This window comes from Dehalococcoidia bacterium (genome assembly GCA_021295915.1).
Classification (GTDB): Bacteria; Chloroflexota; Dehalococcoidia; order Lucifugimonadales; family UBA1123; genus VXRN01.
Genome location: JAGWBK010000065.1, coordinates 1 through 24568, shown reverse-complemented (window position 1 = coordinate 24568; position 24568 = coordinate 1). Strand labels below are relative to the sequence as shown.

At 60.2% G+C, this 24568-nt stretch carries 24 protein-coding genes; 16 read left to right on the top strand and 8 right to left on the bottom strand.

Going from position 1 to position 24568, the window contains the following annotated elements; all coding sequences use genetic code 11:
• Positions 1-116: 116 nt before the first annotated feature.
• Together J4G14_14330 and J4G14_14325 are read right to left on the bottom strand one after the other, a co-directional pair.
• Positions 117-1253, bottom strand: a complete 1137-nt coding sequence (locus J4G14_14330) for a DUF1501 domain-containing protein (protein ID MCE2458967.1) — start codon at positions 1251-1253, stop codon at positions 117-119.
• Positions 1254-1411: 158 nt separating this feature from the next.
• Complete coding sequence (locus tag J4G14_14325; protein MCE2458966.1) at positions 1412-2809, bottom strand: DUF1800 domain-containing protein; 1398 nt, start codon at positions 2807-2809, stop codon at positions 1412-1414.
• 584 nt (positions 2810-3393) lie between these two features.
• Between J4G14_14325 and J4G14_14320 the strand changes: the two genes are divergently transcribed.
• Both J4G14_14320 and J4G14_14315 read left to right on the top strand, forming a co-directional pair.
• Positions 3394-3987 (top strand): hypothetical protein, encoded by a 594-nt coding sequence (locus J4G14_14320; GenBank protein ID MCE2458965.1) that lies wholly within the window; start codon positions 3394-3396, stop codon positions 3985-3987.
• Positions 3930-4463 carry an ImmA/IrrE family metallo-endopeptidase gene (locus tag J4G14_14315; GenBank protein ID MCE2458964.1) on the top strand — a complete coding sequence of 178 codons (534 nt, stop codon included), beginning with the start codon at positions 3930-3932 and terminating at the stop codon, positions 4461-4463. Before J4G14_14320 ends, J4G14_14315 begins: the two co-directional genes overlap by 58 nt.
• A gap of 10 nt (positions 4464-4473) precedes the next feature.
• On the opposite strand, the gene J4G14_14310 is transcribed toward J4G14_14315, so the two are convergent.
• Positions 4474-5553 carry a lactonase family protein gene (locus tag J4G14_14310; GenBank protein MCE2458963.1) on the bottom strand — a complete coding sequence of 360 codons (1080 nt, stop codon included), beginning with the start codon at positions 5551-5553 and terminating at the stop codon, positions 4474-4476.
• Positions 5554-5653: 100 nt separating this feature from the next.
• Here J4G14_14310 and J4G14_14305 point away from each other — a divergent pair, with 100 nt between their 5' ends.
• The 4 genes from J4G14_14305 (at position 5654) to J4G14_14290 (ending at position 9461) form a co-directional block, all read left to right on the top strand.
• Positions 5654-7276 carry a long-chain-fatty-acid--CoA ligase gene (locus J4G14_14305; GenBank protein MCE2458962.1) on the top strand — a complete coding sequence of 541 codons (1623 nt, stop codon included), beginning with the start codon at positions 5654-5656 and terminating at the stop codon, positions 7274-7276.
• A gap of 31 nt (positions 7277-7307) precedes the next feature.
• Positions 7308-7505, top strand: a complete 198-nt coding sequence (locus J4G14_14300; GenBank protein MCE2458961.1) for a hypothetical protein — start codon at positions 7308-7310, stop codon at positions 7503-7505.
• Positions 7506-7753: 248 nt separating this feature from the next.
• Positions 7754-8968 carry an ammonium transporter gene (locus J4G14_14295; protein MCE2458960.1) on the top strand — a complete coding sequence of 405 codons (1215 nt, stop codon included), beginning with the start codon at positions 7754-7756 and terminating at the stop codon, positions 8966-8968.
• 151 nt (positions 8969-9119) lie between these two features.
• Entirely contained in the window at positions 9120-9461 is a 342-nt protein-coding gene (locus tag J4G14_14290; protein MCE2458959.1) for a P-II family nitrogen regulator, read from the top strand.
• Here J4G14_14290 and J4G14_14285 read toward each other — a convergent pair.
• The 4 genes from J4G14_14285 to J4G14_14270 form a co-directional block, all read right to left on the bottom strand.
• Entirely contained in the window at positions 9458-9805 is a 348-nt protein-coding gene (locus J4G14_14285) for a TIGR03618 family F420-dependent PPOX class oxidoreductase (protein ID MCE2458958.1), read from the bottom strand. The genes J4G14_14290 and J4G14_14285 overlap by 4 nt on opposite strands.
• A 323-nt stretch (positions 9806-10128) precedes the next feature.
• Entirely contained in the window at positions 10129-11373 is a 1245-nt protein-coding gene (locus tag J4G14_14280; GenBank protein MCE2458957.1) for a CoA transferase, read from the bottom strand.
• Positions 11374-11719: 346 nt separating this feature from the next.
• Entirely contained in the window at positions 11720-13270 is a 1551-nt protein-coding gene (mftG, locus tag J4G14_14275; protein MCE2458956.1) for a mycofactocin system GMC family oxidoreductase MftG, read from the bottom strand.
• Between the two features lie 91 nt (positions 13271-13361).
• A complete protein-coding gene (locus J4G14_14270) occupies positions 13362-14795 on the bottom strand; it encodes an MFS transporter (GenBank protein MCE2458955.1) in 1434 nt (477 codons plus the stop codon).
• 316 nt (positions 14796-15111) lie between these two features.
• Here J4G14_14270 and J4G14_14265 point away from each other — a divergent pair, with 316 nt between their 5' ends.
• From J4G14_14265 to J4G14_14225, 9 genes are all read left to right on the top strand, one after another.
• On the top strand, positions 15112-15816 hold the full coding sequence (locus J4G14_14265) for a DUF169 domain-containing protein (GenBank protein MCE2458954.1): 705 nt from the start codon (positions 15112-15114) through the stop codon (positions 15814-15816).
• 39 nt (positions 15817-15855) lie between these two features.
• Positions 15856-16209 carry a hypothetical protein gene (locus J4G14_14260; protein MCE2458953.1) on the top strand — a complete coding sequence of 118 codons (354 nt, stop codon included), beginning with the start codon at positions 15856-15858 and terminating at the stop codon, positions 16207-16209.
• A gap of 315 nt (positions 16210-16524) precedes the next feature.
• Complete coding sequence (gene sucC, locus J4G14_14255; GenBank protein ID MCE2458952.1) at positions 16525-17682, top strand: ADP-forming succinate--CoA ligase subunit beta; 1158 nt, start codon at positions 16525-16527, stop codon at positions 17680-17682.
• A 10-nt stretch (positions 17683-17692) separates the two neighbouring features.
• The gene (locus J4G14_14250) at positions 17693-18172 is read left to right on the top strand and encodes a hypothetical protein (GenBank protein ID MCE2458951.1); all 480 of its coding nucleotides are present in this window, start codon (positions 17693-17695) and stop codon (positions 18170-18172) included.
• 3 nt (positions 18173-18175) lie between these two features.
• The gene (locus J4G14_14245) at positions 18176-18616 is read left to right on the top strand and encodes a type II toxin-antitoxin system VapC family toxin (GenBank protein MCE2458950.1); all 441 of its coding nucleotides are present in this window, start codon (positions 18176-18178) and stop codon (positions 18614-18616) included.
• Between the two features lie 3 nt (positions 18617-18619).
• On the top strand, positions 18620-19507 hold the full coding sequence (gene sucD, locus J4G14_14240) for a succinate--CoA ligase subunit alpha (protein ID MCE2458949.1): 888 nt from the start codon (positions 18620-18622) through the stop codon (positions 19505-19507).
• A 255-nt stretch (positions 19508-19762) separates the two neighbouring features.
• Entirely contained in the window at positions 19763-21355 is a 1593-nt protein-coding gene (locus J4G14_14235; GenBank protein MCE2458948.1) for an AAA family ATPase, read from the top strand.
• 116 nt (positions 21356-21471) lie between these two features.
• A complete protein-coding gene (gene tmk / locus J4G14_14230; GenBank protein MCE2458947.1) occupies positions 21472-22197 on the top strand; it encodes a dTMP kinase in 726 nt (241 codons plus the stop codon).
• Positions 22187-22522 carry a hypothetical protein gene (locus J4G14_14225; protein ID MCE2458946.1) on the top strand — a complete coding sequence of 112 codons (336 nt, stop codon included), beginning with the start codon at positions 22187-22189 and terminating at the stop codon, positions 22520-22522. The genes tmk and J4G14_14225 overlap by 11 nt, the downstream gene beginning before the upstream one ends.
• Here the strand turns inward: J4G14_14225 and J4G14_14220 are convergent.
• Complete coding sequence (locus J4G14_14220) at positions 22509-23705, bottom strand: MFS transporter (GenBank protein MCE2458945.1); 1197 nt, start codon at positions 23703-23705, stop codon at positions 22509-22511. The two genes, J4G14_14225 and J4G14_14220, sit on opposite strands and share 14 nt — an antisense overlap.
• A 431-nt stretch (positions 23706-24136) precedes the next feature.
• Here J4G14_14220 and J4G14_14215 point away from each other — a divergent pair, with 431 nt between their 5' ends.
• A complete protein-coding gene (locus J4G14_14215) occupies positions 24137-24511 on the top strand; it encodes an HNH endonuclease (protein MCE2458944.1) in 375 nt (124 codons plus the stop codon).
• The last annotated feature ends 57 nt before the right edge of the window (positions 24512-24568 follow it).

Below are 24568 nucleotides of genomic sequence, written 5' to 3'. Positions count from 1 at the left end.
AGCACCGCAAAATAAATTGCGAACACTGACAGAAGCCAGAGCGAGCCTTCCATGTTCGTCTCCTGATGCCTCGACAGCCCGTCGGCGTGCCGTTGGCAAGTGGGACCCTCGGGCGCCTAGTTGACGAACGGGTGTATCTGCTCGAACTCGCCCTTCACGATGGGCTTCGCGTCCACTTCGAGCCACTGTTCGAGAACCGTGCCGTAGATGCCACGGAAGTCGATCGTGTGCTTCAGGTCTTCGCCGTGCTCCCACTCCGCCGGGTCGAGCGATGGATACTCGCTGTACAGTCCGCCGCGGAGGTCCTTGCCGAACATGTACGCGCCGCCGCCTGAGCCGTGGTCGGTACCGGAGCCGTTGTCACGCATCCGGCGTCCGAACTCGGTGAAGACCAGGATGGTCACTTCCTCGGCGCGGCCGTGCTCTTCGAGGTCGTCCATGAAGTCGGAGATCGCACCTGACATTTCGTTCAGGAGCTTGGGATGGGACGGCAGCTCATTCGCGTGCGTGTCGTATCCGCCGTGCGAGGTGTAGAAGATGCGGGTGCCCAGATCGGCGAAGTGGATACGCGCGATGTCGCGCATGTTCTTCGCAATCTGGTTATCGGCATACTCAACCGACGACTGATACTGACCGGCGACGTCTGCGAGCATGTCTGCGCCCTTGAGCACGTCCAGTCCGGTCTGGCCGATGTAGTCGGCTACCGGGCCGGTGCCGATGGCCTGGCCGTAGATGCCCTTGAACGCCATGAGCGCCTTGTCGCGGAGCTGCTCCTGCTCTATGCGGGTCATCACGCCGTAGCTCTCGAGGTCGCCCACTGAAGTGACCGGCACTCCGTTCACCGCCATGGCCCTCGGCAGGCCCATGCCGATGTTGACGCCTGTCAGCACGTTCTCAGCGTTGGGGTCGAGTTCACGAATCGCCTGACCCAGCCAGCCCTCGTTCCCTACGCGGTTGGGCTCGGCGGTGTGCCAGATGTCCATGCCCCGGAAGTGCGACCGGTTCGAGTTCGGGTAGCCGATACCCTGGATGATCGCCATCTTGCCCTCGTCGTACAGTCGCTTGAACGGCGCGGCATTGTGGTTGATCGCCAGGGTGTCGTTGATCGGCAGCACCTCGTCCTGTCCCATGACTACCTTGGTCCTGGACTCGTAGTAGTGGGGGTTCGTATAGGGGACGATCGTGTTCATGAAGTCGTTGCCGCCAGTGAGCTGCACCACCACCAGCGTCTTTTCTCTACTCTTCGTAGTCATCCTGTCTCCTCGTGGGACTGGCTGGGCCTTTATCGGTCTTGTGGGCGAGGTTTTCACCCTCACCCTAACCCTCTCCCTGAGGGAGAGGGGATTGCCACTCCAATGGCATGGTCCAAAAGTCGCTATTGATTCGTCTTATATGTCCAGCTTTAAGCTGGTTACTCGAACTGGTAGTCGACGGTGGAGGCGGTCATCTGCAGGAGGTTGTGCACCCCCACTGAATCGTCCGATCTCATCCCGTTCAGCTCTGTTGCGTACTCAATGAGCGACTCGTAGGTCTGCTCACTCACCGTGATTCCGCCCAGCAGGTCGAGGCAGCGGTTCACGAGTTGGGCAGGATCATCGTCCAGGCTGCCCGCTCGCTCCACCATCTCCCTGACACCGGGCTTGTTAAGGTCATCGAACTGATTTTCGACGAATCCGATGCGCTCGCTGAGCGTCCCGGAGTCGATCCACTCGTGACCAGTGTGCCAGCCTTCGACCGTGGGCGGGTTCATAAGCCGCTGGCCCATGATCGCCAGCGGGCCCTCTGTCAAAGAGCCATTAAGAGTCGTTACCGCGAACTGGTTAAGTCCTGGAGTGGGACTGCTGAACTCGCCCGTCTGCCGGATTACACCCACCACCAGTTCAGTCGGGCTCTTCACCTTCTTGAACTCTCTCGACTCCTTGAAGAAGTCCGAGCTGAACAGCTCACGCAATACCGGCCTCATCTGCCCGCCGGTCTCCAGGAACACCCTGGACAGCTGCTCAATAGCCGCCTCGTTCTTCGGGGGCTCGGTCGCCCATGACGGCACCTGCAGCTCGTCCTCCACGAAGAAGTTGTAGAGGTGTCGCGAGATGAACCTGGCCGTCGCCGGCTGCTTGACGATGATGTCGATGATTTCATCGCCGTTGAAGTTGCCCGTCTCGCCGAGGAATGTCTTTTCGTCGTAGTCGTGGTCGTCCGGAATGAACTCGAACACGGCGGGATAGTGGCCGTTCGGGTAGAGCGACAGTGGCTGTCTGAACGTCCAGCCAGTGAACGCGCGAGATGCAGCCTTGATGTCGTCCTCGGTGTAGTTGCCGACGCCCATCGAGAACAGTTCCAGCAGCTCCCTGCCGTAGTTCTCGTTGATCTCGTCCTTGTGGTTCTCGTTATTGTCCAGCCAGAAGATCATTGCCGGGTCTTTAGAAAGCTCCAGCAGGATGGTCCGCATGTCGGTCATGCCAACGCGTCTGAACATCTCGATCTCAGTGTAGAGCGACGGTCCGTGCTCGCTCTTACCCCACGCCACCGGGAAGATGTGGTGCAGGAAGAGGCTCATCTTCTCTTCCAGCGGCCGCGGGGTGTTGGCCATACGGTATATCCACTTGCCAACGTGGACGGCCACCGGCTCACCGCCGTAGTACCTGTCGATGTACGACTGATCAAGCTCCTCGAATCGCTCAGGAGTAACCAGATCGTCAACGATCTCCTCGTACGTCTTTTCAGCCGTCAGTCTGTCCAGTTCCGACGGCGTCGCGCCAAATCCGGCGCGTCTCATCAGGTGTGCGACAAGCCCCCGATCCGATTTCATTTTGACATCCTCCAGCCTTCAGTTCTCGCTACAGCCTGCCCCGTATCACATACGGGGTCAGGAGACGTAATTCTGCATCGTATCTGATCGTACCGTATTATAACCCCAAACCATTCTGCCGTGTGCAGTTCTTTGCAGAGCTTCCATACCCTACTTGACGGCCCCGATCACCCAAGCTATCCTTCGTCATAGCAGGTACGTTACCTATTAGGTAATGATTACAAGGTGGGCTGTGTGCAAATTAGCTTTAGGACTCGAAGACTTGAGAGGACATTCAACAGCGGGAGAAATCTCACGAGGCAGTACGGTGATCGAATGGCTCGAACCATCCAAATGCGGATGGCTGTCCTCAATAATGCTCGCACATTGTCTCTGGTGCCCACGACCCCACCTGAACGTCGGCACATGCTCAGAGGAGAGCGTATGGGACAGTTCGCGGTCGATCTGGTACACCCTCATCGGTTGGTTTTTGTACCAGATCACGATCCAATTCCGCGTAGGGAAGATGGAGGCGTAAATCTCGACGAAGTAACAGCAGTAACCATCATCGAAGTAGTAGATTATCATTAGCCGAAGGAAGAGACATGGCGACAGCGGCATACAGCTATAAGCCCGACTATGCTGTCCCACCTGGATGGGTACTCGAGGAACGCCTTGCGGTCCACAAGATCTCGCACGCCGAATTCGCAAGGCGCTGTGGCAGGTCTTCAAAGTTGATAAGCGAAATAATCGCCGGTAAGGCTCCAATCGAGCCGAAAACCGCGATTCAGTTTGAGAGGGTGCTTGGAGTAGATGCAAGTATATGGCTCGGAATCGAGTCAGACTACAGACTCTATCTCGAGAGAGAGGCTGAGACTCAAAGAGCTGAGGAGTCAGTTACTTGGGCGAAGCAGTTCCCGACCAAAGAACTAGTCAAACGGGGAATCATTCCGAGACCGTCCTCAGACGCGGAAAAGGTTAGCGCGATTCTCTCTTTCTTCGGAGTGGCTTCCGCGACCGCATGGCAGGTGAGGCACGAAGCCGCGAGAGTCGCATACCGCCACTCGCCGAGCTTCAAGAGCGACGAATTCGCTCTGTCGACTTGGCTTCGACTTGGCGAGCTTGAGGCGGACCAATACGAATGCGCCGACTACAACGCGACCAGATTTCGACTGCCACACCAGAAACGGCAACACTAAAGCAGGCACAAGACCTCTGCATTAACTCAGGCGTTGTGCTGACAATCATCAGGCCTGTTCCAAAGACGGCCCTCAGCGGGGCTACCCGATGGCTGACGCCACGTAAGGCGTTGATTCAATTGAGCGCTCGCCACATGACTGATGACCATCTGTGGTTCAGCTTCTTCCACGAGGCCGCCCATATTCTGTTGCACAGCAAGAGGGATGTATTCGTCCATGAGACGAAGGGTAAGTTGACCAAGGCCGACATCGAAGCCAACCAATGGGCTGCGGATTTCCTCATCCCGCCTGATGACTGGGAAGAATTCACAATGACTTCCCATTTCAGTCAACGTAACGTGATCCGATTCGCCGAGAATCAGGGCATTTCTCCAGGCATCGTAGTTGGAAGGCTACAGTACGAAAATCATCTTCCTTGGAGTCACCTCAACTACCTGAAGGAGCGCCTTACTTGGGCAGACGACTCTACTGACTAAGCACGAACCTCTACCCTAGGAACTTCAGGCACACCGGCATCGGGATCTCGATGACGCTCCCGGTCGGCTCAAGAGCCCCTGACTCGCCGTCGATCCTGAACGACACGATGGTGTCCGAGTCCTGGTTGGCCGCAAGCAGGAACTCGCCAGACGGGTCTATCGCGAAGTTGCGTGGTGTCCATCCCTGGGTCGACTCGTGACCCACAGCCGTCAGGTGTCCAGTCTCCTCGTCCACTGAGAAGATGGCGATGCTGTCGTGACCCCGGTTGGACCCGTACACGAACCTGCCCGACGGGTGGACGTGGATGTCGGCGGTCGTGTTACGTCTCCCGAATCCCGCCGCAGGCAGCATGCCGACCGTCTGGAACGGGGTCAGCGCACCGCTGCCGCTGTCATAGTCGTAGCCCGTGATAGTGCAACCAAGCTCGTTTATGACGTACGCGCGGGTTCCGTTTGGACTGAAATCGAAGTGACGTGGCCCGGCGCCGGGTTCGGCCTCGACAGATGCGGGCTCGTTCGCCACAAGCTCGCCGCTATCCAGGTCAAGCCGGTAGATCACCACCTTGTCCTGACCGAGGTCGGGCACGTATGCGAACCGATTCTGCGGGTCGAGGTTGATCGAGTGGGCGTGTGCCTGCTCCTGACGAGCCGGGTTGATGCTCGACCCCTCGTGTTGGATGAAGCACGACAGTGGCTCCAGGCTGCCATCGTCGTTGATCGGCGCGACGCACACGCTGCCCCCGTGGTAGTTCGCTGCAAGCAGGTAGCGGCCAGTCGCGTCGACGCTCACGTGACACGGCCCTGCGCCACCTGAACCCACCGCGTTGATTGGAGACAGCCGGCCGGTATCCGCGTCGATGGAGTACGCGTACAGCGCACCCAGTCGCTTGCCCTCGAACTCCTCGGTTTCAGAGGCTGCGTACAGAGTCTGTCCGTTAGGGTGGCGCGCGAGAAAAGACGGGTTCTCAGCCCCGGCCATCGATGACACAGGCTCCAGGTCTCCTGTCTCACCATCAAACTCGCAGATATAAATTCCGTCCGAAGTAGTCCGTGTGTATGTGCCTACCGCGACAAGGCTAGATTGAGCCATTGCACTTCCTCCCATTCCTGTGTACCTATTCTAAGCCAAATTGACGCTCCAAACGGCCATTGATACACTCAAACCCAACCTAGACCGGTGAGGTAGTACCATGCCTAACGGCGTCTCTTTTCATGATCTGAACCCCCTGGCGTTTCTCGACCGAAGCGCGGCTGTCTATTCCGACAAGCCCGCGGTCGTCTACAACGACACCACGTACACGTATGCCGAGTTCAACGACCGCGTGAACAGACTGGCCGGCGCGCTGCGGCAGGCCGGAGTGAACAAGGGCGACCGTGTCGCCTTCATGCTTCCCAACATCCCGCAGATGCTCGAGGGCCACTATGGCCCGATGCGACTCGGCGCGATGCTCGTTGCCATCAACATCCGGCTCTCCCCCAGGGAGATTGCATACATTCTGAACCACTCCGGCGCGAAGGTGCTCGTGTTTGACTCCGAGTTTGCCGACACCGTCCGGGCCATGGAAGGCGAGATTCCCGGTGTGGAGACCGTCGTGCAAGTCGCGGACGTCGCCCCAATGGCCCAAGACATCGCCTCCGTCGAGTACGAGGCGTTCCTGGCGTCCTCTCCCCCCGGCATCCATAGTGAGGCGCTCGACTCCGAGCTCGATCCTATCTCGATCAACTACACCTCCGGCACTACCGGACTGCCGAAGGGCGTCCAGTTCCATGCGCGAGGGGCGTACCTGAACGCGCTTGGAGAGGTGCTGGAGTCCGGGCTGAACTGGAACAGCACCTACCTGTGGACGCTGCCGATGTTCCACTGCAACGGCTGGTGCCACACCTGGGGCGTGACAGCCGTCGGCGCTACGCACCTGTGCCTTCGCCGCGTCGAGGCCTCCCAGATATTCAAGCTCATAGACGAGCACAGCGTCACCAACATGTGTGCGGCTCCGACCGTACTGACGATGATGTATTCGTCACCCGAAGCTGAGGGCGCCGACCTATCCGGCGTCACCATCATGACAGCAGGCGCGCCGCCGGCGCCGCAGGTCATTCGCAGCATCGAGGGCATGGGCGCGTTCATTCTCCACGCCTACGGGCTCACCGAGACCTACGGCCCCACCACAATCTGTGCCATCCAGCCCGGATGGGGCGACCTGCCGACTGAGGAGCAGGCACAGCTCAAGTCGCGGCAGGGCGTGCCGTTCATCGTGTCGGAACCTGGACTGCGCGTCGTCAACTCAGAGATGGAGGACGTCCCGCGGGACGGCGCGACGCTCGGCGAGGTGGTCATGCGCGGCAACATCGTCATGTCGGGCTACTTCGACGACCCTGAAGCCACCGCAACCGCTTTCGAGGGTGGATGGTTCCACTCCGGCGACATCGCCATCTGGCATCCCGACGGCTACATCGAGCTGCAGGACCGCGCCAAGGACGTAATCATTTCCGGCGGCGAGAACATCTCCAGCCAGGAGGTCGAGAAGGTCATAATGGAGCACCCTGGCGTGCTCGAGGTCTGCGTCGTCGGAGTCCCTGACGAGCGCTGGGGCGAGGTGCCCAAGGCGTTCGTGGTGCCGCGTGCCGGAGCCGAGGTCGTCGAGGACGAGGTAATCGAGTTCACCCGCGACCGCATCGCCCGCTTCAAGGCGCCCAAGTACGTTGAATTCAGGGATCTGCCGAAGACGGCAACAGGCAAGATCCAGAAGTACATCCTGCGAGAAGCAGAGTGGGAAGGCCACGAGTCGCGCATCCAGGGATCGACGACCTTCTAGGGGAGCTACGACAGTAGGCGGGTGAGCGAAGATGCCACAATGTGCAGTGTGCGACAAGCACGTATCTGAAGACATAGACACGCCGGTAGGCCGGACGGTTGCCGGCACTCCCGAACTCGACCCCGCCAGGGGTACCAAGCGGTACTGGGATGGCGTGTGGCACTACTTCTGCGGACTCGTCTGTCGCAGTCGGTTCGACTCTAGACCCTCTGAGTACTCTCAGGGTTGAGGTTAGGCTGGGTCCACATGCTCGATCTTAATTCGATAGATTGACTGACCCGGCCCTAGTAGGCGGTTCAATGGGCAGTTGCCCTTCGACTAGCTCAGGACGATTTGATGCGGGCAAGATGCCCGCGCTCCGAATGGGACTCCTTTCAATCTGAGACAAGGCTCTCCGTCCTAGTGGCGACTGGACGAGACGGCCGTCAGTCGTTAAACTCCCGTGAGTCAAATTACGACCGCCGGAGGATGCCCCCAATGAACACAGGCGACGTCGCTTGGATTCTGCTTTGTTCCGCTCTTGTACTACTCATGACCCCAGGGCTCGCGCTCTTCTACGGCGGTCTCGCCCGCAGCAAGAACGCAGCTTCGACCATCATGTACAGCCTGATGAGCATGGGAATCGTCGGGGTTGTCTGGGTGCTGTGGGGCTACACTCTCGCGTTCGGGCCTGACCTGGGCAAACTGGTCGGGGACTTCTCCTACCTTGGTCTCAGCGGAGTCAGCGCGACCGAGCCGGGACCATACGCCGACAACATGCCCCACCAGGCATTCATGATATTCCAGGGCATGTTCGCAATCATCACCCCTGCGCTCGTCACCGGCGCGTTCGCGGAGCGAATGAAGTTCGGTTCCTACGTGCTGTTCATCGTGCTGTGGGTGACGATCGTGTACGCCCCAGTGGCCCACTGGGTCTGGGGAGGCGGATGGATCGGCGAACTCGGCGCACTGGACTTCGCGGGCGGCAACGTCGTCCACATCAACTCCGGTGTCGCAGCTCTCGCCGCCGCCTGGATATTCGGCAGGCGGCTGGGATTCGGCACTGAACCAATGGAGCCGCATAACGTCCCGATGGTCGTACTCGGAGCCGGACTGCTCTGGTTCGGCTGGTTCGGCTTCAATGCAGGGTCGGCTCTCGCCGCCGACGGCAATGCGGTCAATGCCTTCGTGGTCACCAACACAGCGGCAGCAGCCGGTATCCTGGGTTGGGTTGCGATATCGTGGATTCTCGACAAAAAGCCATCAGTCGTCGGGGCCGCATCAGGAGCGGTCGCGGGACTAGTCGCGATAACCCCGGCGGCAGGGTTCGTAGGACCCATGCCGTCCATCGTCATTGGATTCGTGGCCGGAGTGGTCTGCTACTTCGCCGCCGGCCTGCTCATCAAGTTAAAGCTGGACGACGCATTGTCGGTCTGGGGCGTGCACGGAATCGGCGGCACGTGGGGAGCTCTGGCCACCGGCCTCTTCGTTGGAGTCGGCTTCGGGGGCATCGCCGCGTTCGTCGACGTATCCCGCATGGAGCAGGTGTTCATTCAGCTTGTGTCTATCGTCGCGACCTGGGCGTGGGCGTTCGTAGTCACGGCGATCATACTCTGGGTGATCAAGCTGATAATGGGACTCAGGGTCGAAGACAATGACGAGCAGATAGGCCTGGACCTCACCGAGCACGGCGAGACCGCCTATCACCTGTAGATGTTAGTATGAACGACACGCCTGCATCCTTCGACAGACTCAGGATTCGACAGACTCAGCATGAACGGCCACCCGGCCTGCCCTGAGCCTGTCGAGGGGTCGAAGTCACGGCGAGGTTGAACAGTCCCACCGCACACAGGAGGCGTTTGCCATGAAGAAAATCGAGGCAATCATCCGGCCAGAACGGGTCAACACCGTAAAAGACGCACTGGTGGACGCCGGGTTCTCAGGGCTGAACACCGCTCCTGTGACCGGCCGTGGCGCCCAGCGCGGAGTCGTTCACACAGGACGCAGCGGTCAGGCCATCGTTATCGACATGCTGCCGAAGACCAAGCTGGAAGTCGTAGTGTCCGACTCTGACGTCGAGCGCGCAGTCGACGTCATCGTCGAGTCGGCCCGCACCGGGGATATCGGCGACGGCAAGATCTTCATCCAGCCCGTCGAGCAGGTTGTCAGGGTCAGGACCGGCGAACGCGGCGACTCGGCGATCTAGAACTCGCCGTCGAAGGCGATGATCCGCTCAGGCGTGATCCGCATAATCACGAAGTCCATCTTCGGGAGGATGTCTTCGACATAGGGGCCGCCCTCTTCTTCGCCGAGATAGTGGAACGACAGGGTGCGCACTATCTCCTCGACGCGCTCTTCTGACAGTCGCGCCGTGCCATTGATCAACACCCACGGCTGAGGCCGCTCGTCTGCCGCAACGCAGAGCGCGACCTGGGGATTGGCCCGCACGTTTCGCGCTTTGATCGTCTCCCGGTCCACCGCGATCACAACCTCATCGCCGTCGACGAGATGCCACACGGGCGTCACGTGCGGCGTGCCGTCGTCGCGCATAGTCGTAACGAAAGAGATGATGGGCTGGCTGATAAGCTCCCAGGTCTGCAGTCACTCCTTCAGGTCTAGTCCTCTTACAGGGGGAGGGATTCTTACTTTTCACCCTCACCATCAAGGGCTGACAGGGGTAGGTGTCCACTAACCGTCATTCCCGCGAACGCGGGAATCTAGGGGCTGGGGGTGTCCTTCGACAAGCTCAGAGCCCGTCCCGGACTTGATCCGGGAACGAACGAATTGCGGTTTTACCTACCCCTGTAAGCCCATCAAGGGAGGGGGCCCTGTCTGTCTCCCTGGTGGGCTAGGGGCAGGTTTGAAACCTGCCCCTACAGTATCGTACCAGCTTCCTGCAGGCGGCCGATGTCGTCCCAGTCGTAGCCGAGCTCGTCGATGAGAATCGACTCTGTATCCTGGCCGAGCTCCGGCGCCTCCTTCCACACGCCAGCGGGCGTCTCACTGAAGGTCACCGGGAAGTTACACATCTTCACGTCACCGATCACCGGATGAGCGAACTCGGTGATGTAGTTGTTTGCGATCACCTGCGGGTCGTGCTCGAGCTCTTCGATCTTCTGCACCTTGGCGAAGATCAGGTCCTCGTACTGGTTGAAGATGGTGATCCACTCGTCCACGGGCTTCGTCTTGAAACGCTCGGCGATGGTTGCCGTCAACTCAGGCGAGCCTCCGGTCATCCCCTGTATCGAGCTGATGAGCGGGTCGTCGATAAGCTCCTCGAGCCCAAGCGCGGTCGCGAAGGCCGGCCAGTAGCGCTGGAACTGCGCGCTCATGAACTGGATCCAGCGGCCGTCGGCGCACTCGTAGGCGTTAACCATTGGGTTCATCGGGTTCGACCTGTCGGCCATCCGGTAGTAGAACCCTGATAGCAGCTGCATACTCACCGCCAGCCCCTGCAGCCACATCGTGCTGCCCAGGTGTGACGCGTCCACCCGCTGTCCTTTGCCGGAAACGTCGCGCGCGTGGAGCGCGGACACCACACCGAGACACAGGATGATCCCGCCCATCTGGTCGGACACTGCTCCGCCCACGTACGACGGTTCAGTGCCGCCTGGTCCAGTGGCAGCGTCCATCAGTCCCGACCTCGCCTGCCCACAGCCGTCGAGGGACGGCTTGGCGGAGTCTGGGCCATGCGGCCCGTACCCCGTGCCAGACCCGTAGATCAGCCTCGGGTTGATCTCCCGCAGCGTCTCGTAGTCCATGCCGAGACGTTCGGGGATGCCCTTACGGTAGTTCTCGATGAAAACGTCCGCCTCGGCAACCAGCTTGTAGACGATGTCCCGTCCCTCCTGGGTCTTGAGGTTGACTGCGATGCCGCGCTTGTTGCGATTGCACGTCTCGAAGTACGCGTTGCGGTCTCCCGCCAGCGCAATCGGGCGCGAGCTCATCCTCGCGACGGCACGGCCAACGTCGCCGTCGAGCGCCTCGATCTTGATTACGTCAGCGCCCATGTCGCCCAGCATCGAACTCGCCACCGGGCCGAACTGGTACATGGTCCAGTCCAGCACCTTAAGGCCCTTCATCGGACCGTTCACACCGTTTCCGTTTGTCGTGCTCATCGCAACCTCTAGTGACGCTTAAATGTGTGATCAGGCACTGTCGCCCTCATCAAGAGGGTGGTGTGCGAGGTTTTCACCCTCACCCCCGTATCAAGTACGGGGCAGGCTCTTACAGGGGTAGGTAAACCGGCAGTTCGTTCGTTCCCGGATCAAGTCCGGGACGGGCTCTGAGCTTGTCGAAGGACACTCCTATCCCCTGGATTCCGGCCTCCGCCGGAATGACGATTTGCGAATACCTACCCCTGTCAGCCCTTAGGGAGAGGGGGTCTGTTGGGCGGTGCTCATGCCTGTCCGTGTCTCTTTCTACCTTTGTGAACCCTTCTGGGAAGAGGGTTTCACGAAGAGGTCAGCCGCCCTCGGCTATCAGGTCCGAGATTCGCTCTCCGATCATCATCGTGGTGACGTTGGTGTTCGCGCGGATGCAATCGGGCATGATCGACGCGTCCGCCACCCTCAGCCCGGACAGCCCGTGCACCCTGCCATTCTGGTCGACCACCGCCATCGGGTCGTCCGCGGGCCCCATCTTGCAGGTGCCCGAGATGTGCTGGCCTGTCGTGGCTTCCTTCATCAGCCACTCATCAAGCGCATCATCAGAGTCCACCACCTCGTCCGGCGGCTCGATCCGTTCTTCGATGACATCCTTGAAGTCGGGATGCTGCACCAGCTCCAGGCACTTTCTGACTCCCTCGCGGGACCGTTGCCGGTCGAACTCCTCGGAGAAGTAGTTGTAGTTCAGGTTCGGCTGAACCGAGACGTCCGTCGAGGCGAGCGTGAGCTCTCCAGAGCTCACGGCCAGGTCGAGCACCACCAGCATCCTGATGCCGAGCGGCTCCATCCGGTCTCCACCCCTGTTGATCCGCTCCGTCGCGAAGTTCTGCATCGAGATCTTCATGTCGTTGCGCAGGTCGGATCCCGTGGCGGTATAACGCAGCATGAGCTGGCTTCTGGGGGCAAACCCGTCGAGCTCGATCTCGGGCTTGGTCCTCCATGTCGCCCAAACCACGGGATGGTCTCTGAGGTTCTGACCGACTCCGGGCAGATCGTGCACCACAGGAACACCAACCTCCTGCAGGTGGGCGGCTGGGCCGATTCCAGACAGAAGCAGAATCTGCGGAGATGCAATGGCGCCTGTGCTCAGCACGATCTGGTCGCCTTCGGCTACGAACTTCTCGCCGCCGCTCTCGACCTCGACACCCGTTGCGCGACCGTCCTCGATGATCACGCGGTGAGTCGTGCAGTTCGCCCTGATCGTCAGGTTGAGCCGGTGCCTCGACATCGACAGGTAGCCGACGTTCGTGCTCCACCGGATGCCGTTCGGGTTATTATACGGCGTCGGGCCGATTCCGGTCACGTCCGGGTGGTTTTGGTCCGGCCCGTCTGGGTGTCCAGCCGCCTTCGCGGCGTTGTAGAAGGCAGTTTGCATGGGCGGCCACTCAGCCTGTTCCTTGAACCGGCGACAGATGATCGGCCCCTCGGTGCCGTGGAAGTCGCCGCTGAAGTCGGTGTCCGTCTCCAGCTTGCGGAAGAACGGCAGCACTTTCTCATAGTTCCACTGGTCGTTGCCTCGCGATGCCCAGCCATCGTAGTCCTCCGGCATCCCGCGCAGGAACACCTGGCCGTTGATCGCGCTCGATCCGCCGGTCACCCTGCCGCGCGGCACCATCATCGGCTCCGCAATGGGCGTCGGCTGACCCCAGAACTGCCAGTTGTGGTCGCTCGTCATCACGTCCATGCCGGTCGCGTAGCCTTGTCTTACCTCTTCCGGCAGGGTATCTATATCCGCGTAGTCCGGACCCGCCTCCAAAAGCAGCACAGACCGGTTCGGGTCTTCTGAGAGCCTTGTGGCAAGAATTGCCCCAGCCGAGCCCGCACCAACGACGATGTAGTCATACTTCATCAGAAAACCTCCCCCGGACATGATGTGAAGCGAATTGCAGGAATCCTATATTTCTAATTCCAGGTCGTCAATACTGGTGAGGTCCTGAATCTTATCTCCTGCCTCTCACGAAAATAGGCCAGATCGTGCACGACACCGCAATCGCAACTGCCCCCAATACGACCGCGATTCTATAGGTGTCCTGGAATGCGAGGATGAACGCATGGTCTTCCGGTAACGACACTCCCCGCGCTCCCAAGCGGGCCGAGAAGATAGCCCCCATTATCGCCACGCTGAACACCGTACCCAGACCTCGCGACAGCCCCATGATCCCGCCTCCCATTCCCAGGCGGCCCGCTGGCATAGACCCCATTATCAGGTTGGCGTTCGCCGACTGGAACAGGCCCGTACCTACGCCGACGCCAATGAGTCCGACAGCCACGTGCACCACGGTCGAGCCCTCACTCAGACTCGACAGGGACACCATGGCGACGGTCGCGGCCGTCAGCCCTCCGGTAATCGTGTACACCGGATGCCACCTGTCAGAGAGCCACCCGCCAAGAGGCGCAGACAGTGCGGTGGCAACTGTCATGAGCATAAGTAGCAGTCCCCACACGCTCGCGCTCGCACCCAGCGACTCCACCACGAAGAACGGCAACAGAAACCAGTTCACGAACGTCGACACCATCGCCAGCATGGCGACAATCAGAGCCGGTGCGAGCACCCTGTTCCTGAGGACCGAAAGCTGCAGCACCGGGCGCACTGCCCTGCGTTCCACGAGTACAAATACGACCATGCCCGCAGCCGCGAGGACTCCCAGCAGCGGCACGTACGTCGTCGTCCAGCCGTTCCTGCCTCCCAGCGAGAACATGAGGATAAGCGCCCCGACTGCCGTGAACAGCGTCACGGACCCCCAAACGTCGAACCCTCTCCATACTCCAGATTTGTGGCGCTGCCCTGATTCGTCCGGCAGCCTCAGCAGCAGCGTTGTGAACGCGATCGCTGCCAGGCACAGCGGCACCCTGCCAAGGAAGATGGCTCTCCAGCCGAAGGCGTCCACCAGTGCACCGCCGCCGAGAGAGCCAGCCATCATACCCAGCGTTCCCAGAGCGGCCATGATGCCGAGCGCGCGTCCTCTAAACTCGGACGGGAACAGCCGTGTCACGATAGCCGGCGCCAGTACCATGAGCAGCCCGTTTCCAACCGCCTGAAACACGCGCAGTCCGAACAGCAGCCCCAGGCTCTGGGCGAAGCCGATGGCGAAGACCGCCACCGTGTACCCAATCAGGCCGAGCACGAACATCCTCTTCAGCCCGAACGCGTCTGCAGCGCCGCCCAGTCCCAGGTGCATGGCAGTGCTGCTGCCCACGTACAGGATGATGATCCACTGGATCGTGATCGCGTCCGTTCCGAAGCTGTCGGTGATGTTCGGAAGCGCGACATTCACGGTGATGTCGAGAGACGTCAGGAACATCCCCGACGCCGCCGAGACGAGGCCTATCCACTGTGCCCTGGATGAGATTCGACTTTCGCTGGTCTCTAACATGCCATTCTCGTCACTGGTCGGGATGTAGGGGCGGTTCGCGAACCGCCCCTACGGGTGGTACCACCGCATTCGTTACGTCTACGGCCATAGGCTGGCTGAGACTGTGTCAGTTTGGTAGGCAGTGATTTCACCCTCACCCCCGTATCAAGTACGGGGCAGGCTCTAGCCCTCTCCCTGAGGGAGAGGGGACATTCGATCCAACAGAGGGGTGCTGATAAGTTGATACAGGTTCAACATTGACTGGCTGTCAGATTTGACATGGTAGGTGCTGTATGCTTGACTCTCAAGCGAATTCATTTCAGAGGCTTCTCCTAACATGAACCACATCCAGATAGATTCAGACCTTCAAAATGGGATACCGCTGGAAAAGCCCCCTACCGCACTTGCATTCGTGGATGGGCAGCCATATGGGGTAACCAGGACAAGTAAAGCCGTTCCTTCAAGTTGCGCATTCTGGACGGAGGCCGAGTCCGGTGTGTTCTACGCCGCCGACGAGGACCACTACAACTGCACGCTCGGCACGATGGTCATGGGATTCGAGCTGCCCGAAGAGCAGATGAATACCCTGATGACCGAAGTCGGCATGATGTGCGAGATGGAGTACGTCAGGGAGGAAGAGGTCCCGAACGTCCCCAAGGTGGAGAAGCAGTCGAGTGGGATAGTGTACGGTCCGCTCGCGGAGTTGCCGGTGGACCCCGACGTGGTCCTGCTCTGGGTGAAACCAAGTCAGGCCATGGTCGTCAATGAGACAGCAGGACAGATGAACTGGGCAGCTTCACCGGCTGGAGTCTTCGGACGCCCCGGCTGCGCCGCGATCCCCGTCGCGCTGTCGCAGGGGAACGTTTCACAGTCTTTCGGCTGCACAGGAATGCGAATCAACTCCGGCATATCGGACGAGTACATGCTGATGGCCGTCCCCGGAGACAAGATCGAGTCGCTTGCGGAGTCGCTGTCGCATGTGACCGACGTCCACGCCAAGCTGACAGACCACTACGAACAGAAAGCCGCCGCACTTAACTGATTACTGAAAGTCAGACCTGACATCCAGAAAGAGACTCAAATGACAGAAGCAACCGCACCAGAACAGTACCGCGGCTCCCTCGCCATCCCCAACCACGACGACCGCATGGGCGTAACCGTCGTCATAGACAGGTCCGACGGCTCAGTCACGCTGAAATTTGATGAGCCTGTCGCAGGGTCCGCAGAGTGGCACGGAGAGAAGGTCCTGCTGATGGACAGGCCCAAGTACCAGGAGATCCAGTTCGCCACCACCGACCTCCCCGTGGAGACCGTCGAACTCACCTGGAAGATGAACCAGTCCAAGCTCGACAACACGATTGCTGGGGTCGTCGTAGCCAGGCCCAACACCGTGCGTGTACGGGGGGAAAAGGGGTTCATCCTGACGCGGGTGTAGGGCAGCCACTCACATAGCAGTCAACAGTCCATAAGTCCGGCATCCTCGCCGGCGTCCCATTTGCCGCGTGGTTGATGTGGCGGCTACAATTTGAGTATCGGCTGGTCGGCTGTGCCGACATAGACGGCAGTGGACGAAGGCACCTGTCTTGAAAACAGGCATACGTTAAGCGCGTATCGCGGGTTCGAATCCCGCCCCCTCCGCCAACCCAACGCCTTTCCACATCTCCACATCGACCATTGTTCACCCGTCAAGCCGTGACTGCACGCCCTGCGCTACAATATCCTGCGGACAACAACCAAACGGAGCTATTCCATGAAGATCCATGAATACCAGGCGAAAGAAGTCTTTGCGAGTTATGGCATTCCGGTGCCCAGTGGGCGCGTGGCGACCACGCCGGACGAGGCTGCTAAGATAGCGGCTGACATCGGCGGTAAGGTCGTCGTGAAGGCGCAGGTCCACGCTGGCGGACGCGGCAAGGCTGGCGGCATCAAGGTCGTCGACTCTCCGCAGGCGGCGGCTGAAGCCGCTGAGGCCATGCTCGGCACCACTCTCGTCACCTTCCAGACCGGACCTGAAGGCGTCCCTGTCAGCAGTGTGCTGGTGGAGGAGGCCGTCGATGTCGAGTCAGAGATGTACGTCGGCATGGCTGTCGACGGCGCCGCTGAGGGCATAGTCGCCATCGCAAGCGCAGCCGGAGGTATGGAGATCGAGGAGGTCGCTGAGACCACGCCTGAGAAGATCCTCACGGTCGCGATTGATCCCGTGCTCGGCCTGCAGCCCTTCCAGGGACGCAAGCTCGCGTACGGACTCGGAGTCGCCGACTCACTTAACCGTCCCGTGGGCGGACTGATGGCCGCGCTGTACAAGCTGTTCGAGGAGAACGACTGCTCTCTCGTCGAGATCAACCCTCTCGGGGTCACAACAGACGGTCGAGTGCTGGCAATGGACGCGAAGATCAACATAGATGACGACGCCATGTTCCGGCGCCGGGACATAGTCGAGTTGCGCGATGTCGAGCAGGAAGACCCGCTCGAGGTCGAGGCCGGCAAGTTCGACATCAACTACGTCAAGCTGGACGGCGACGTCGGCTGCATCGTCAACGGCGCTGGACTCGCGATGGCGACGATGGACGTCACCCACGCGGCCGGAGCTTCGCCCGCCAACTTCCTCGACATCGGAGGCGGTGCGGACGAGGAGAAGTGCGCCAAGTCGCTGGAGATCGTGCTGTCGGACGAAAACGTGAGGCGCGTCCTGGTGAACATCTTCGGAGGCATTCTCAGGTGCGACGTTGCAGCACGGGGATTCGTCATGGCATCGGAGCGAGCGCCCGACAAGATGCGACCGATGGTGGTGCGGATGCTCGGCACCAACTCAGACGAGGGTCGGGACATACTTGCCAACTCCGGGCTCGACGTCGTCCTCGTAGACGACCTCAACCAGGCCGCAGAGGCCATTCGCAAAGCCGGGTAGGGGGCACGCTATGACGGCAATCAAGAAAGACGTGACTCCCGTCAGCGGCACCGTAAACGTGCTGCTTGAGCACCAGTATACGTTGCTAGATAGTACTCCCACGTGTTGGGTGTTCGAGTCCAAGCATCCAGAAACCTACGCGTTCGCCTTGCCTGCCACGAGAAAACTTGTCCCTGTGGAGATGGTGCGTCAGGCGTTGCGCTCAGAACCGCTGGACGTTGATGCTGTCGTCGAACAGTCGGTTGAGAAGTCTGACGAAGAGGCCGCCCGGCGGTACTATGCTGGCGAAGATCCGGTCGTGCTCGATGAGGAAGAGGTGTTGAAGGCGCTTAGGGAGACTCCTCTTCGGCGCACCGAGATCTCTGAAGAGGATATGAGATTCATCCAGGAGTTTACTGACCGCATCGAGGAGGAGTCACTCAAGGTAAGAGATGAAGATCGCGTTGACGTGTCCGGCAATCTCAAGTACTACCTCTCTGGTGGGGAGTAGAGCATTCAAAGCGAATCTTTCGGTGAAGTCTTTATCGATGCCAGCTTTTGGCTAGCCTACGCTAACCCCAGAGATGAGAGGAGTCGATTGGCCAGCCGAATTTGGAATGACCTGAGTCGGCAACGGCTAGGCCTCGTGACCACGAACTGGACTCTCTACGAAGCACTCACGTATCTCAACAGCAGACGCACTGGAAGGCATGACTTGGCCGAAAGGCTTCTAGACGTAGCACGACGAAGGGCACAGGTGGTCGACGCTTCGCAATTCGAGCAACAGGCGCTGGACATCTTCATCTCACATTCTGACAAGCGATGGAGCGTGGTTGACTGCGCAAACTTCGTCTGCATCCGTGAACGCGGGTCACTCTTCGCGTCATCATTCGATAGAGACTTTGTCCAGGCTCAGAGCGAGTTCTCGTTTCGGGTCTTGGGACTCAGGAGTTAACAGATGAGCATACTGGTAGACAGGAACACCAAGTTGATGGTGCAGGGCATCACCGGACGCGAGGGCAGCTTTCACGCGATGCGCTGCCGCGAGTACGGGGCGGACCTCGTTTCGGGCGTCACGCCTGGACGCGGCGGCCAGATGTTCGATGACGATGTCCCCATCTACAACACGGTCGAGCAGGCCGTCGATGAGACCGGCGCAAACGCTGCGCTGATCTTCGTTCCTCCGCCTTTCGCTGCTGACGCCATCGTCGAGTCCATCGACGCCGGAATGGACGTGATCGCCTGCATCACCGAGGGCATCCCCGTGATGGACACCGTGCGTGTTGTGCGCTATCTGAAAGGCAAGTCAACGACCCTGATCGGCCCCAACTGCCCGGGAGTCATATCTCCTGGCGAGAACTTCAAGATGGGCATCATGCCAGGTCACATACACAAGGCGGGGCGCGTGGGCGTAGTGTCGCGCAGCGGCACGCTGACCTACGAGGCCGTGGGACAGCTCACCGAGCTAGGAATCGGTCAGTCCACCTGTGTCGGTATCGGCGGCGACCCGGTCAACGGCTCATCGTTCGTGGACATTCTCAGGATGTTCGAGGACGACCCGGACACTGACTCCGTCGTGCTGATTGGCGAGATCGGTGGCACCAGGGAGCAGGAGGCGGCCGAGTTCATCGGAAGCGACGAGTTCACGAAGCCCGTCGCGGCGCTGATAGTTGGACAGAGCGCACCTCCAGGCAAGCGGATGGGACACGCGGGCGCGATCATCACCGGCAGCGCCGGACGAGCCAGCGAGAAGGTCAAGGCGCTGGCCGCCGCCGGGGTCAACATCATCCCGGCCCCGGGAGAAATCGGTGTCACCGTCCAGGAGATGGTGGGAAGCCAAGGGTAGACACTCGTCCGCTAATGACTCCATCGTCATTCCCGCGGAGGTGGGGGCAAGATTGGTGTCGGGTTAGTCTCGACAGTTGACAGTCAGGCCTTTTCACCCTCACCCCAGCCCTCTCCCATCAAGGGAGAGGGGGTTCTGTTGAAGCAGCCATCAACGAGGCAACGGAGAGTCTATCACCGGAAAAACTTGTGCTAGACTGATAGACAAGAACCGACGACCAACTCTAGTGCCCTTTCACAGGTGAGTTTGAGCCGCTTGGAGTTAGCTACAGACCGCGATCTGGAAGTCTTGATCGACAAGCTTCCGTCCCACATCCAGTCGCCGCTTCGCGACAGAAATGACCTTGACCACCTCCTCGAAGTAGTCCTCGACCTCGGACGAGTGCCTGAGGCGCGCTTCAGGGATGAGAGCGTCATACTCAACCCCGACGAGGTCACGGCCGACGATATCGAGCACACCATCGAGCGCATCGGCCAGTTCGGCGAGGACAACCGCGCCGGTATTGAACGCACGCTTCACCGCATCTCAGCGATCCGCAACCGCTCGGGTACCGCAATCGGCCTGACCCTGAGGGTCGGACGCGCCGTGTACGGAACCATCCGTGTCGTCGAAGACCTCATCATGTCCGGCAAGAGCGTCCTGCTGCTGGGCAAGCCCGGAGTCGGCAAGACCACCATGCTCAGAGAGGTCGCCCGCGTGCTCGCCGACGACGCCCACAGACGAGTGATCGTCGTCGATACGTCCAACGAGATTGCCGGAGACGGGGACATACCCCATCCCGCAATCGGACGTGCCCGCCGGATGCAGGTGCCGTCGCCCGCGCTGCAGCACAACGTGATGATCGAGGCAGTCGAGAACCACATGCCAGAGGTCATCATCATCGATGAGATCGGCATCGAGCTCGACGCCAACGCCGCACGCACGATCGCAGAGCGCGGCGTGCAGCTCGTCGCGACCGCACACGGCAACACGCTCGACAACCTGGTCATGAACCCGACGCTGTCCGACCTGGTCGGAGGCATCCAGTCGGTGACGCTGGGAGACATCGAGGCCCGACGACGACGCACCCAGAAGACAGTACTGGAGCGGCGCGCTCCGCCGACGTTCGACGTGCTGGTAGAGATCCAGAGCTGGACCGAGGTCGTCGTTCACCCGGACGTTGCCGACACCGTGGACCGGATGCTGAGAGGCTACTCGATCACTCCCGAACAGCGCACCGTCGCTGCGGACGGAACGATCTCCAAGACGCGCCCCCAGGTCACACAGGGACAGAACGGCTCCTCATCGCAGATGAGGGGACTGCCCTTCAATAACAACGGCGACTGGGGCAACGGCAGCAGGCGCGAGTCTGCACCAGAAGAGAAGAAGCCCACACCTCCTGCCAAGGTCACCCACATCATGCCCTACGGCGTGAACCGCGGTAAGCTGCAGCAGGCGGTGCGTCACACCAACTCGCCGGTAGAGGTCGTCGACAACATCGCCAGCGCGGACCTGCTGCTGACGACCAAGAACTACTACCGTCGCAAGACCAACGCGCTTCAGTCAGCCGAGCAGAAGGGCAAGCCGGTCTACGTGCTCAGGCGCAACACGACATCTCAGATCGAGCAGTTCGTCAAGGCTGTCACCCGCGACAAGCGGCACGGTCGGCACGACCAGGCGCTCGACGACGCCATGCGCGAAGCCGAGGAAGCGGTCGGCCGCGTTCAATCGGGCGAGCACCAGGTGCAGCTCGACCCCCGTGGGGCGTACGCGCGCCACGTCCAGCACGAGATCGCCGAACAGAACGGCCTGACCTCCCACAGCGTCGGCAAGGAACCCGGGCGCAGCGTGGTCATCTACAACCGCTGATTCTTCCCAAACTGTGACCAATGCCAAGGTTGTGCGTTAGCACCATGCGTCGGCGTACAATGTCACGCGACTGACGACCAATCCGTTACGGCGATCTGAAGGAGCGAGGTTTGGCGCTGTTTATTTCGTTAGAGGGAGGGGAGGGCTCCGGCAAGACCACCCAAGTAGAACGACTATCGGATGCGCTTGCCAAGCTGGGTGTTCCTGCACTGAAGATCCACGAGCCTGGGTATACTGAACTCGGAGACCACCTTCGCTATCTCATCAAAAGCAAGCCATGGGGTGTGACTATCTCGCCAGCAGCTGAACTCTTTCTCTTCGCAGCGTCGCGGGGCGAGTTGGTTTCCAAAGTGCTGAGCAGGAAGATGAAGGATCCACGGCTGGTTATCATCGCTGACCGATACGCTGACTCGACTATCGCTTATCAAGGCTATGGCAGACGACTGCCTCTGGCTCAAGTAGTGGCGGTCAACCAGCTGGCAACCGGTGGACTCATGCCTATAAAAACCTTCCTCCTCGACTGTCCACCTGGAAGGGGCCTACAGCGTGTGGACGTGCAGGCGCATCTCTTCGATATAGAACTGACGGGCCGCGCTGATCAGGACGGCGCCAGAAGGTTCGAGGACGAGCCGCTTAGCTTCCATGATCGCGTACGTACAGGTTACCGAGCGTTGGCCGATAGGGAGCCTGACCGCTGGGAGGTGATCGATGCGTTGGCCAGTCCTGATGAGGTGTTTCAGTCCATTTGGAGCGTAATCCAGCGCATGGATGAGTTCCAGAGCATTCTAAATCATATCCAGGACGTGCCAGCGCTCCTTAGCGCCTATGACAGTGCCTCCTGAGATACGGCCCGTCCCGAGGGCGGAGTGGACCGCACTGGGCAGTGAGGGATCGCTCAACGTCGACGGCAAGGTGCTGATGATCCTCGACAACCTGACCGTCGCACTGATGCGTTTCGAGCCGGAAGGCGCCATTCCTGAGCGCGCCGCGCCCTACCCGACGGACGTCGTCTGCGTCGAGGGTGGAGGGTTCACCGAGGTCTCAGGCGAGGAGGCCGAGCTGAAGTCGGGATTCAGCGTCCGCTGGCCGGCCAACGCCACGCGGCGGCTGTGGACCGAGACGGAGTCGATGACGGTGCTCGTGGTGGAGCACTTCAGACCTTCGTAACGGACTTCGCCTTCTGCCTGGACCGGACGCTTCCGGCCACGTAGGCGGTCGCACCTATCACCGTACCCGCGCCTGCTATGGCGAACGTCGCCGCCGCGCCTGCCACGGCGCCGATCGGTCCGAATGCGAACGCTCCGCCTGAGCCTCCAATGTCCCAGCCCGACTGCAGCGTTGCGAGCGTCGAGCTCCGCTCACGCGGCGGCACCCTGTCCACTACCAGCGACTGCATCGCAGGCTGGATCATCCCGAAGCCGAGTCCTGCGAAGACTCCGGAAGCCATGAACAGCAGCCGTATCTCGGCGGTGGCGAGTATGAACATGCCAGCCCCCACAATGAGCAGGCCGGGCACGATCACCGCGCCTCTGCCCAGCCTGTCGGAGACTGCACCTGAGACAGCAAGCGAGATCATCGAGGTGATCGAGTACATCGTGAAGTACAGACCGGGGTTGCCGAAGTTCCGCTCCTCGGCGAGCTGCGGGAGGAACGTCGAGACCGGCGCGGTCGTGAGCGTGTAGGTCACGAACACGATGGTCGGGAACAGCGCATGCCTGTTGATCAGCGGCACCTTGTCGCCCTGCGTCCCCGGCTGCACGGGCAGGTTGATGCGCGCCGCAGACATGCCCACCACGGCGAAGCACCCCACGAAGCTGAACGCTGAGGCGAAGATGAACGCGCTCCCGAAGCCGTAGTTCTGCAGCACCCAGAACGCGGCCGGCGGCGCATACAGGCTCGCCGCCGAGATCGAGTTGCCCATGTATCCCATCGCCTCGGCGCGCCTGTGTCCGGGCGCGAGGTTGGCGACGATCGTGGAGGTCGCCACCGGGCACAACGCAAGTCCGACTCCCTGTAGCACTCTCGCTGGCACTATCAGCCACACGTCGACGGCGAGTATGTGAAGCACCGTCGCGACCCCCATGACGGCGATCCCGCCAAACGCGACCCGCTTGGCGCCGATGCTGTACACCCACTGCCCGGCGAACGGCCGGACCACCAGCCCGACAACGCCGAACGAGCCGACGATTATCCCAAGCTGCCAGTCTGCGCCGCCGCGCTCGATGACGTACAGCGGGATGAGCGTAAACATCGCCGTGTACGACGCGAAGATGCAGTGAGCAACAAGCAGGTTGAGAACGAAGTCGCGCGTCCAGAGGCGGGCGGGCTCGTCAGGGGTGGTGGGGGTCAAGTTAGGGGGGTCGCTCTAGGTACTGGTAGCACAATAGAGCCGAAGAGAGTCTGTGACTTGACTGTCATTGAGGAGAAATATGCGATGTCGGTTGCGATTCATGGATACCCGAGTATTGTAACAGGACATAAAAGAACCTCCCTAACTCACGGCCTGCCTCGTGAGGTGAACCCAGTGGCTTCATAGCATCCTTCATGCATGCTGACTCACTGCCACAATGAGATACGGGAACTCCCGTCTTGGAACGTGTGTGCTATCAACGTATACTGATTCAGCAAGGAGTCGCGGGCTGTTGAAAATAGTGGTCTGGAAGAGAATCGCATCTGATGAAGTGTGTTGATTGCGAAAGGGAGAGCGTCGTCAACAGCCGCTGTTGGGAGTGCCATCGACGCTATCGAAAGAGGCAGCGCAGGGTCTCTTTGAGAAGACGATTGCTAGTCTTTAGGCGAGATGGAGGAAGGTGTGTGTACTGTGGCTGTTACTTACTAGAGCGGACTCATCCACTGAGATGCAGCTATGCTGAGAGCGGGGAATATTGGGAGATTGACCATAAGACGCCCGTGGACTCCTTTGGTACTAATGACTTCAATAATCTTCAGTTGACCTGTTCAATGTGCAACGCAGACAAGGGCACGATGAGTGATAGAAAGTACCGTGACGTACTCGCATCTCGCGTCGAATTTGAGGAATCATCCGAATCTACGAGTTCAGAAGAGCTTTGGCGAGGCATCATGGAGCGCCGGATCCTAACTCGCGAAGCGTTGCAGGAACAAGTGGATTCGACAGATAATACCGTTTCAGTCTGAGTATGCCGCATGACGGGAAGGTAGACCCTGGACCGCTTCCTCTATCCAGTCCCATCC

Bases quoted from the DNA above. Each gene is read 5' to 3' on its own strand.
- J4G14_14330 (MCE2458967.1), bottom strand. From the start codon at position 1,253: ATGACTACGAAGAGTAGAGAAAAGACGCTGGTGGTGGTGCAGCTCACT.
- J4G14_14325 (MCE2458966.1), bottom strand. From the start codon at position 2,809: ATGAAATCGGATCGGGGGCTTGTCGCACACCTGATGAGACGCGCCGGA.
- J4G14_14320 (MCE2458965.1), top strand. From the start codon at position 3,394: ATGGCGACAGCGGCATACAGCTATAAGCCCGACTATGCTGTCCCACCT.
- J4G14_14315 (MCE2458964.1), top strand. From the start codon at position 3,930: ATGCGCCGACTACAACGCGACCAGATTTCGACTGCCACACCAGAAACG.
- J4G14_14310 (MCE2458963.1), bottom strand. From the start codon at position 5,553: ATGGCTCAATCTAGCCTTGTCGCGGTAGGCACATACACACGGACTACT.
- J4G14_14305 (MCE2458962.1), top strand. From the start codon at position 5,654: ATGCCTAACGGCGTCTCTTTTCATGATCTGAACCCCCTGGCGTTTCTC.
- J4G14_14300 (MCE2458961.1), top strand. From the start codon at position 7,308: ATGCCACAATGTGCAGTGTGCGACAAGCACGTATCTGAAGACATAGAC.
- J4G14_14295 (MCE2458960.1), top strand. From the start codon at position 7,754: ATGAACACAGGCGACGTCGCTTGGATTCTGCTTTGTTCCGCTCTTGTA.
- J4G14_14290 (MCE2458959.1), top strand. From the start codon at position 9,120: ATGAAGAAAATCGAGGCAATCATCCGGCCAGAACGGGTCAACACCGTA.
- J4G14_14285 (MCE2458958.1), bottom strand. From the start codon at position 9,805: ATGCGCGACGACGGCACGCCGCACGTGACGCCCGTGTGGCATCTCGTC.
- J4G14_14280 (MCE2458957.1), bottom strand. From the start codon at position 11,373: ATGAGCACGACAAACGGAAACGGTGTGAACGGTCCGATGAAGGGCCTT.
- mftG (MCE2458956.1), bottom strand. From the start codon at position 13,270: ATGAAGTATGACTACATCGTCGTTGGTGCGGGCTCGGCTGGGGCAATT.
- J4G14_14270 (MCE2458955.1), bottom strand. From the start codon at position 14,795: ATGTTAGAGACCAGCGAAAGTCGAATCTCATCCAGGGCACAGTGGATA.
- J4G14_14265 (MCE2458954.1), top strand. From the start codon at position 15,112: ATGAACCACATCCAGATAGATTCAGACCTTCAAAATGGGATACCGCTG.
- J4G14_14260 (MCE2458953.1), top strand. From the start codon at position 15,856: ATGACAGAAGCAACCGCACCAGAACAGTACCGCGGCTCCCTCGCCATC.
- sucC (MCE2458952.1), top strand. From the start codon at position 16,525: ATGAAGATCCATGAATACCAGGCGAAAGAAGTCTTTGCGAGTTATGGC.
- J4G14_14250 (MCE2458951.1), top strand. From the start codon at position 17,693: ATGACGGCAATCAAGAAAGACGTGACTCCCGTCAGCGGCACCGTAAAC.
- sucD (MCE2458949.1), top strand. From the start codon at position 18,620: ATGAGCATACTGGTAGACAGGAACACCAAGTTGATGGTGCAGGGCATC.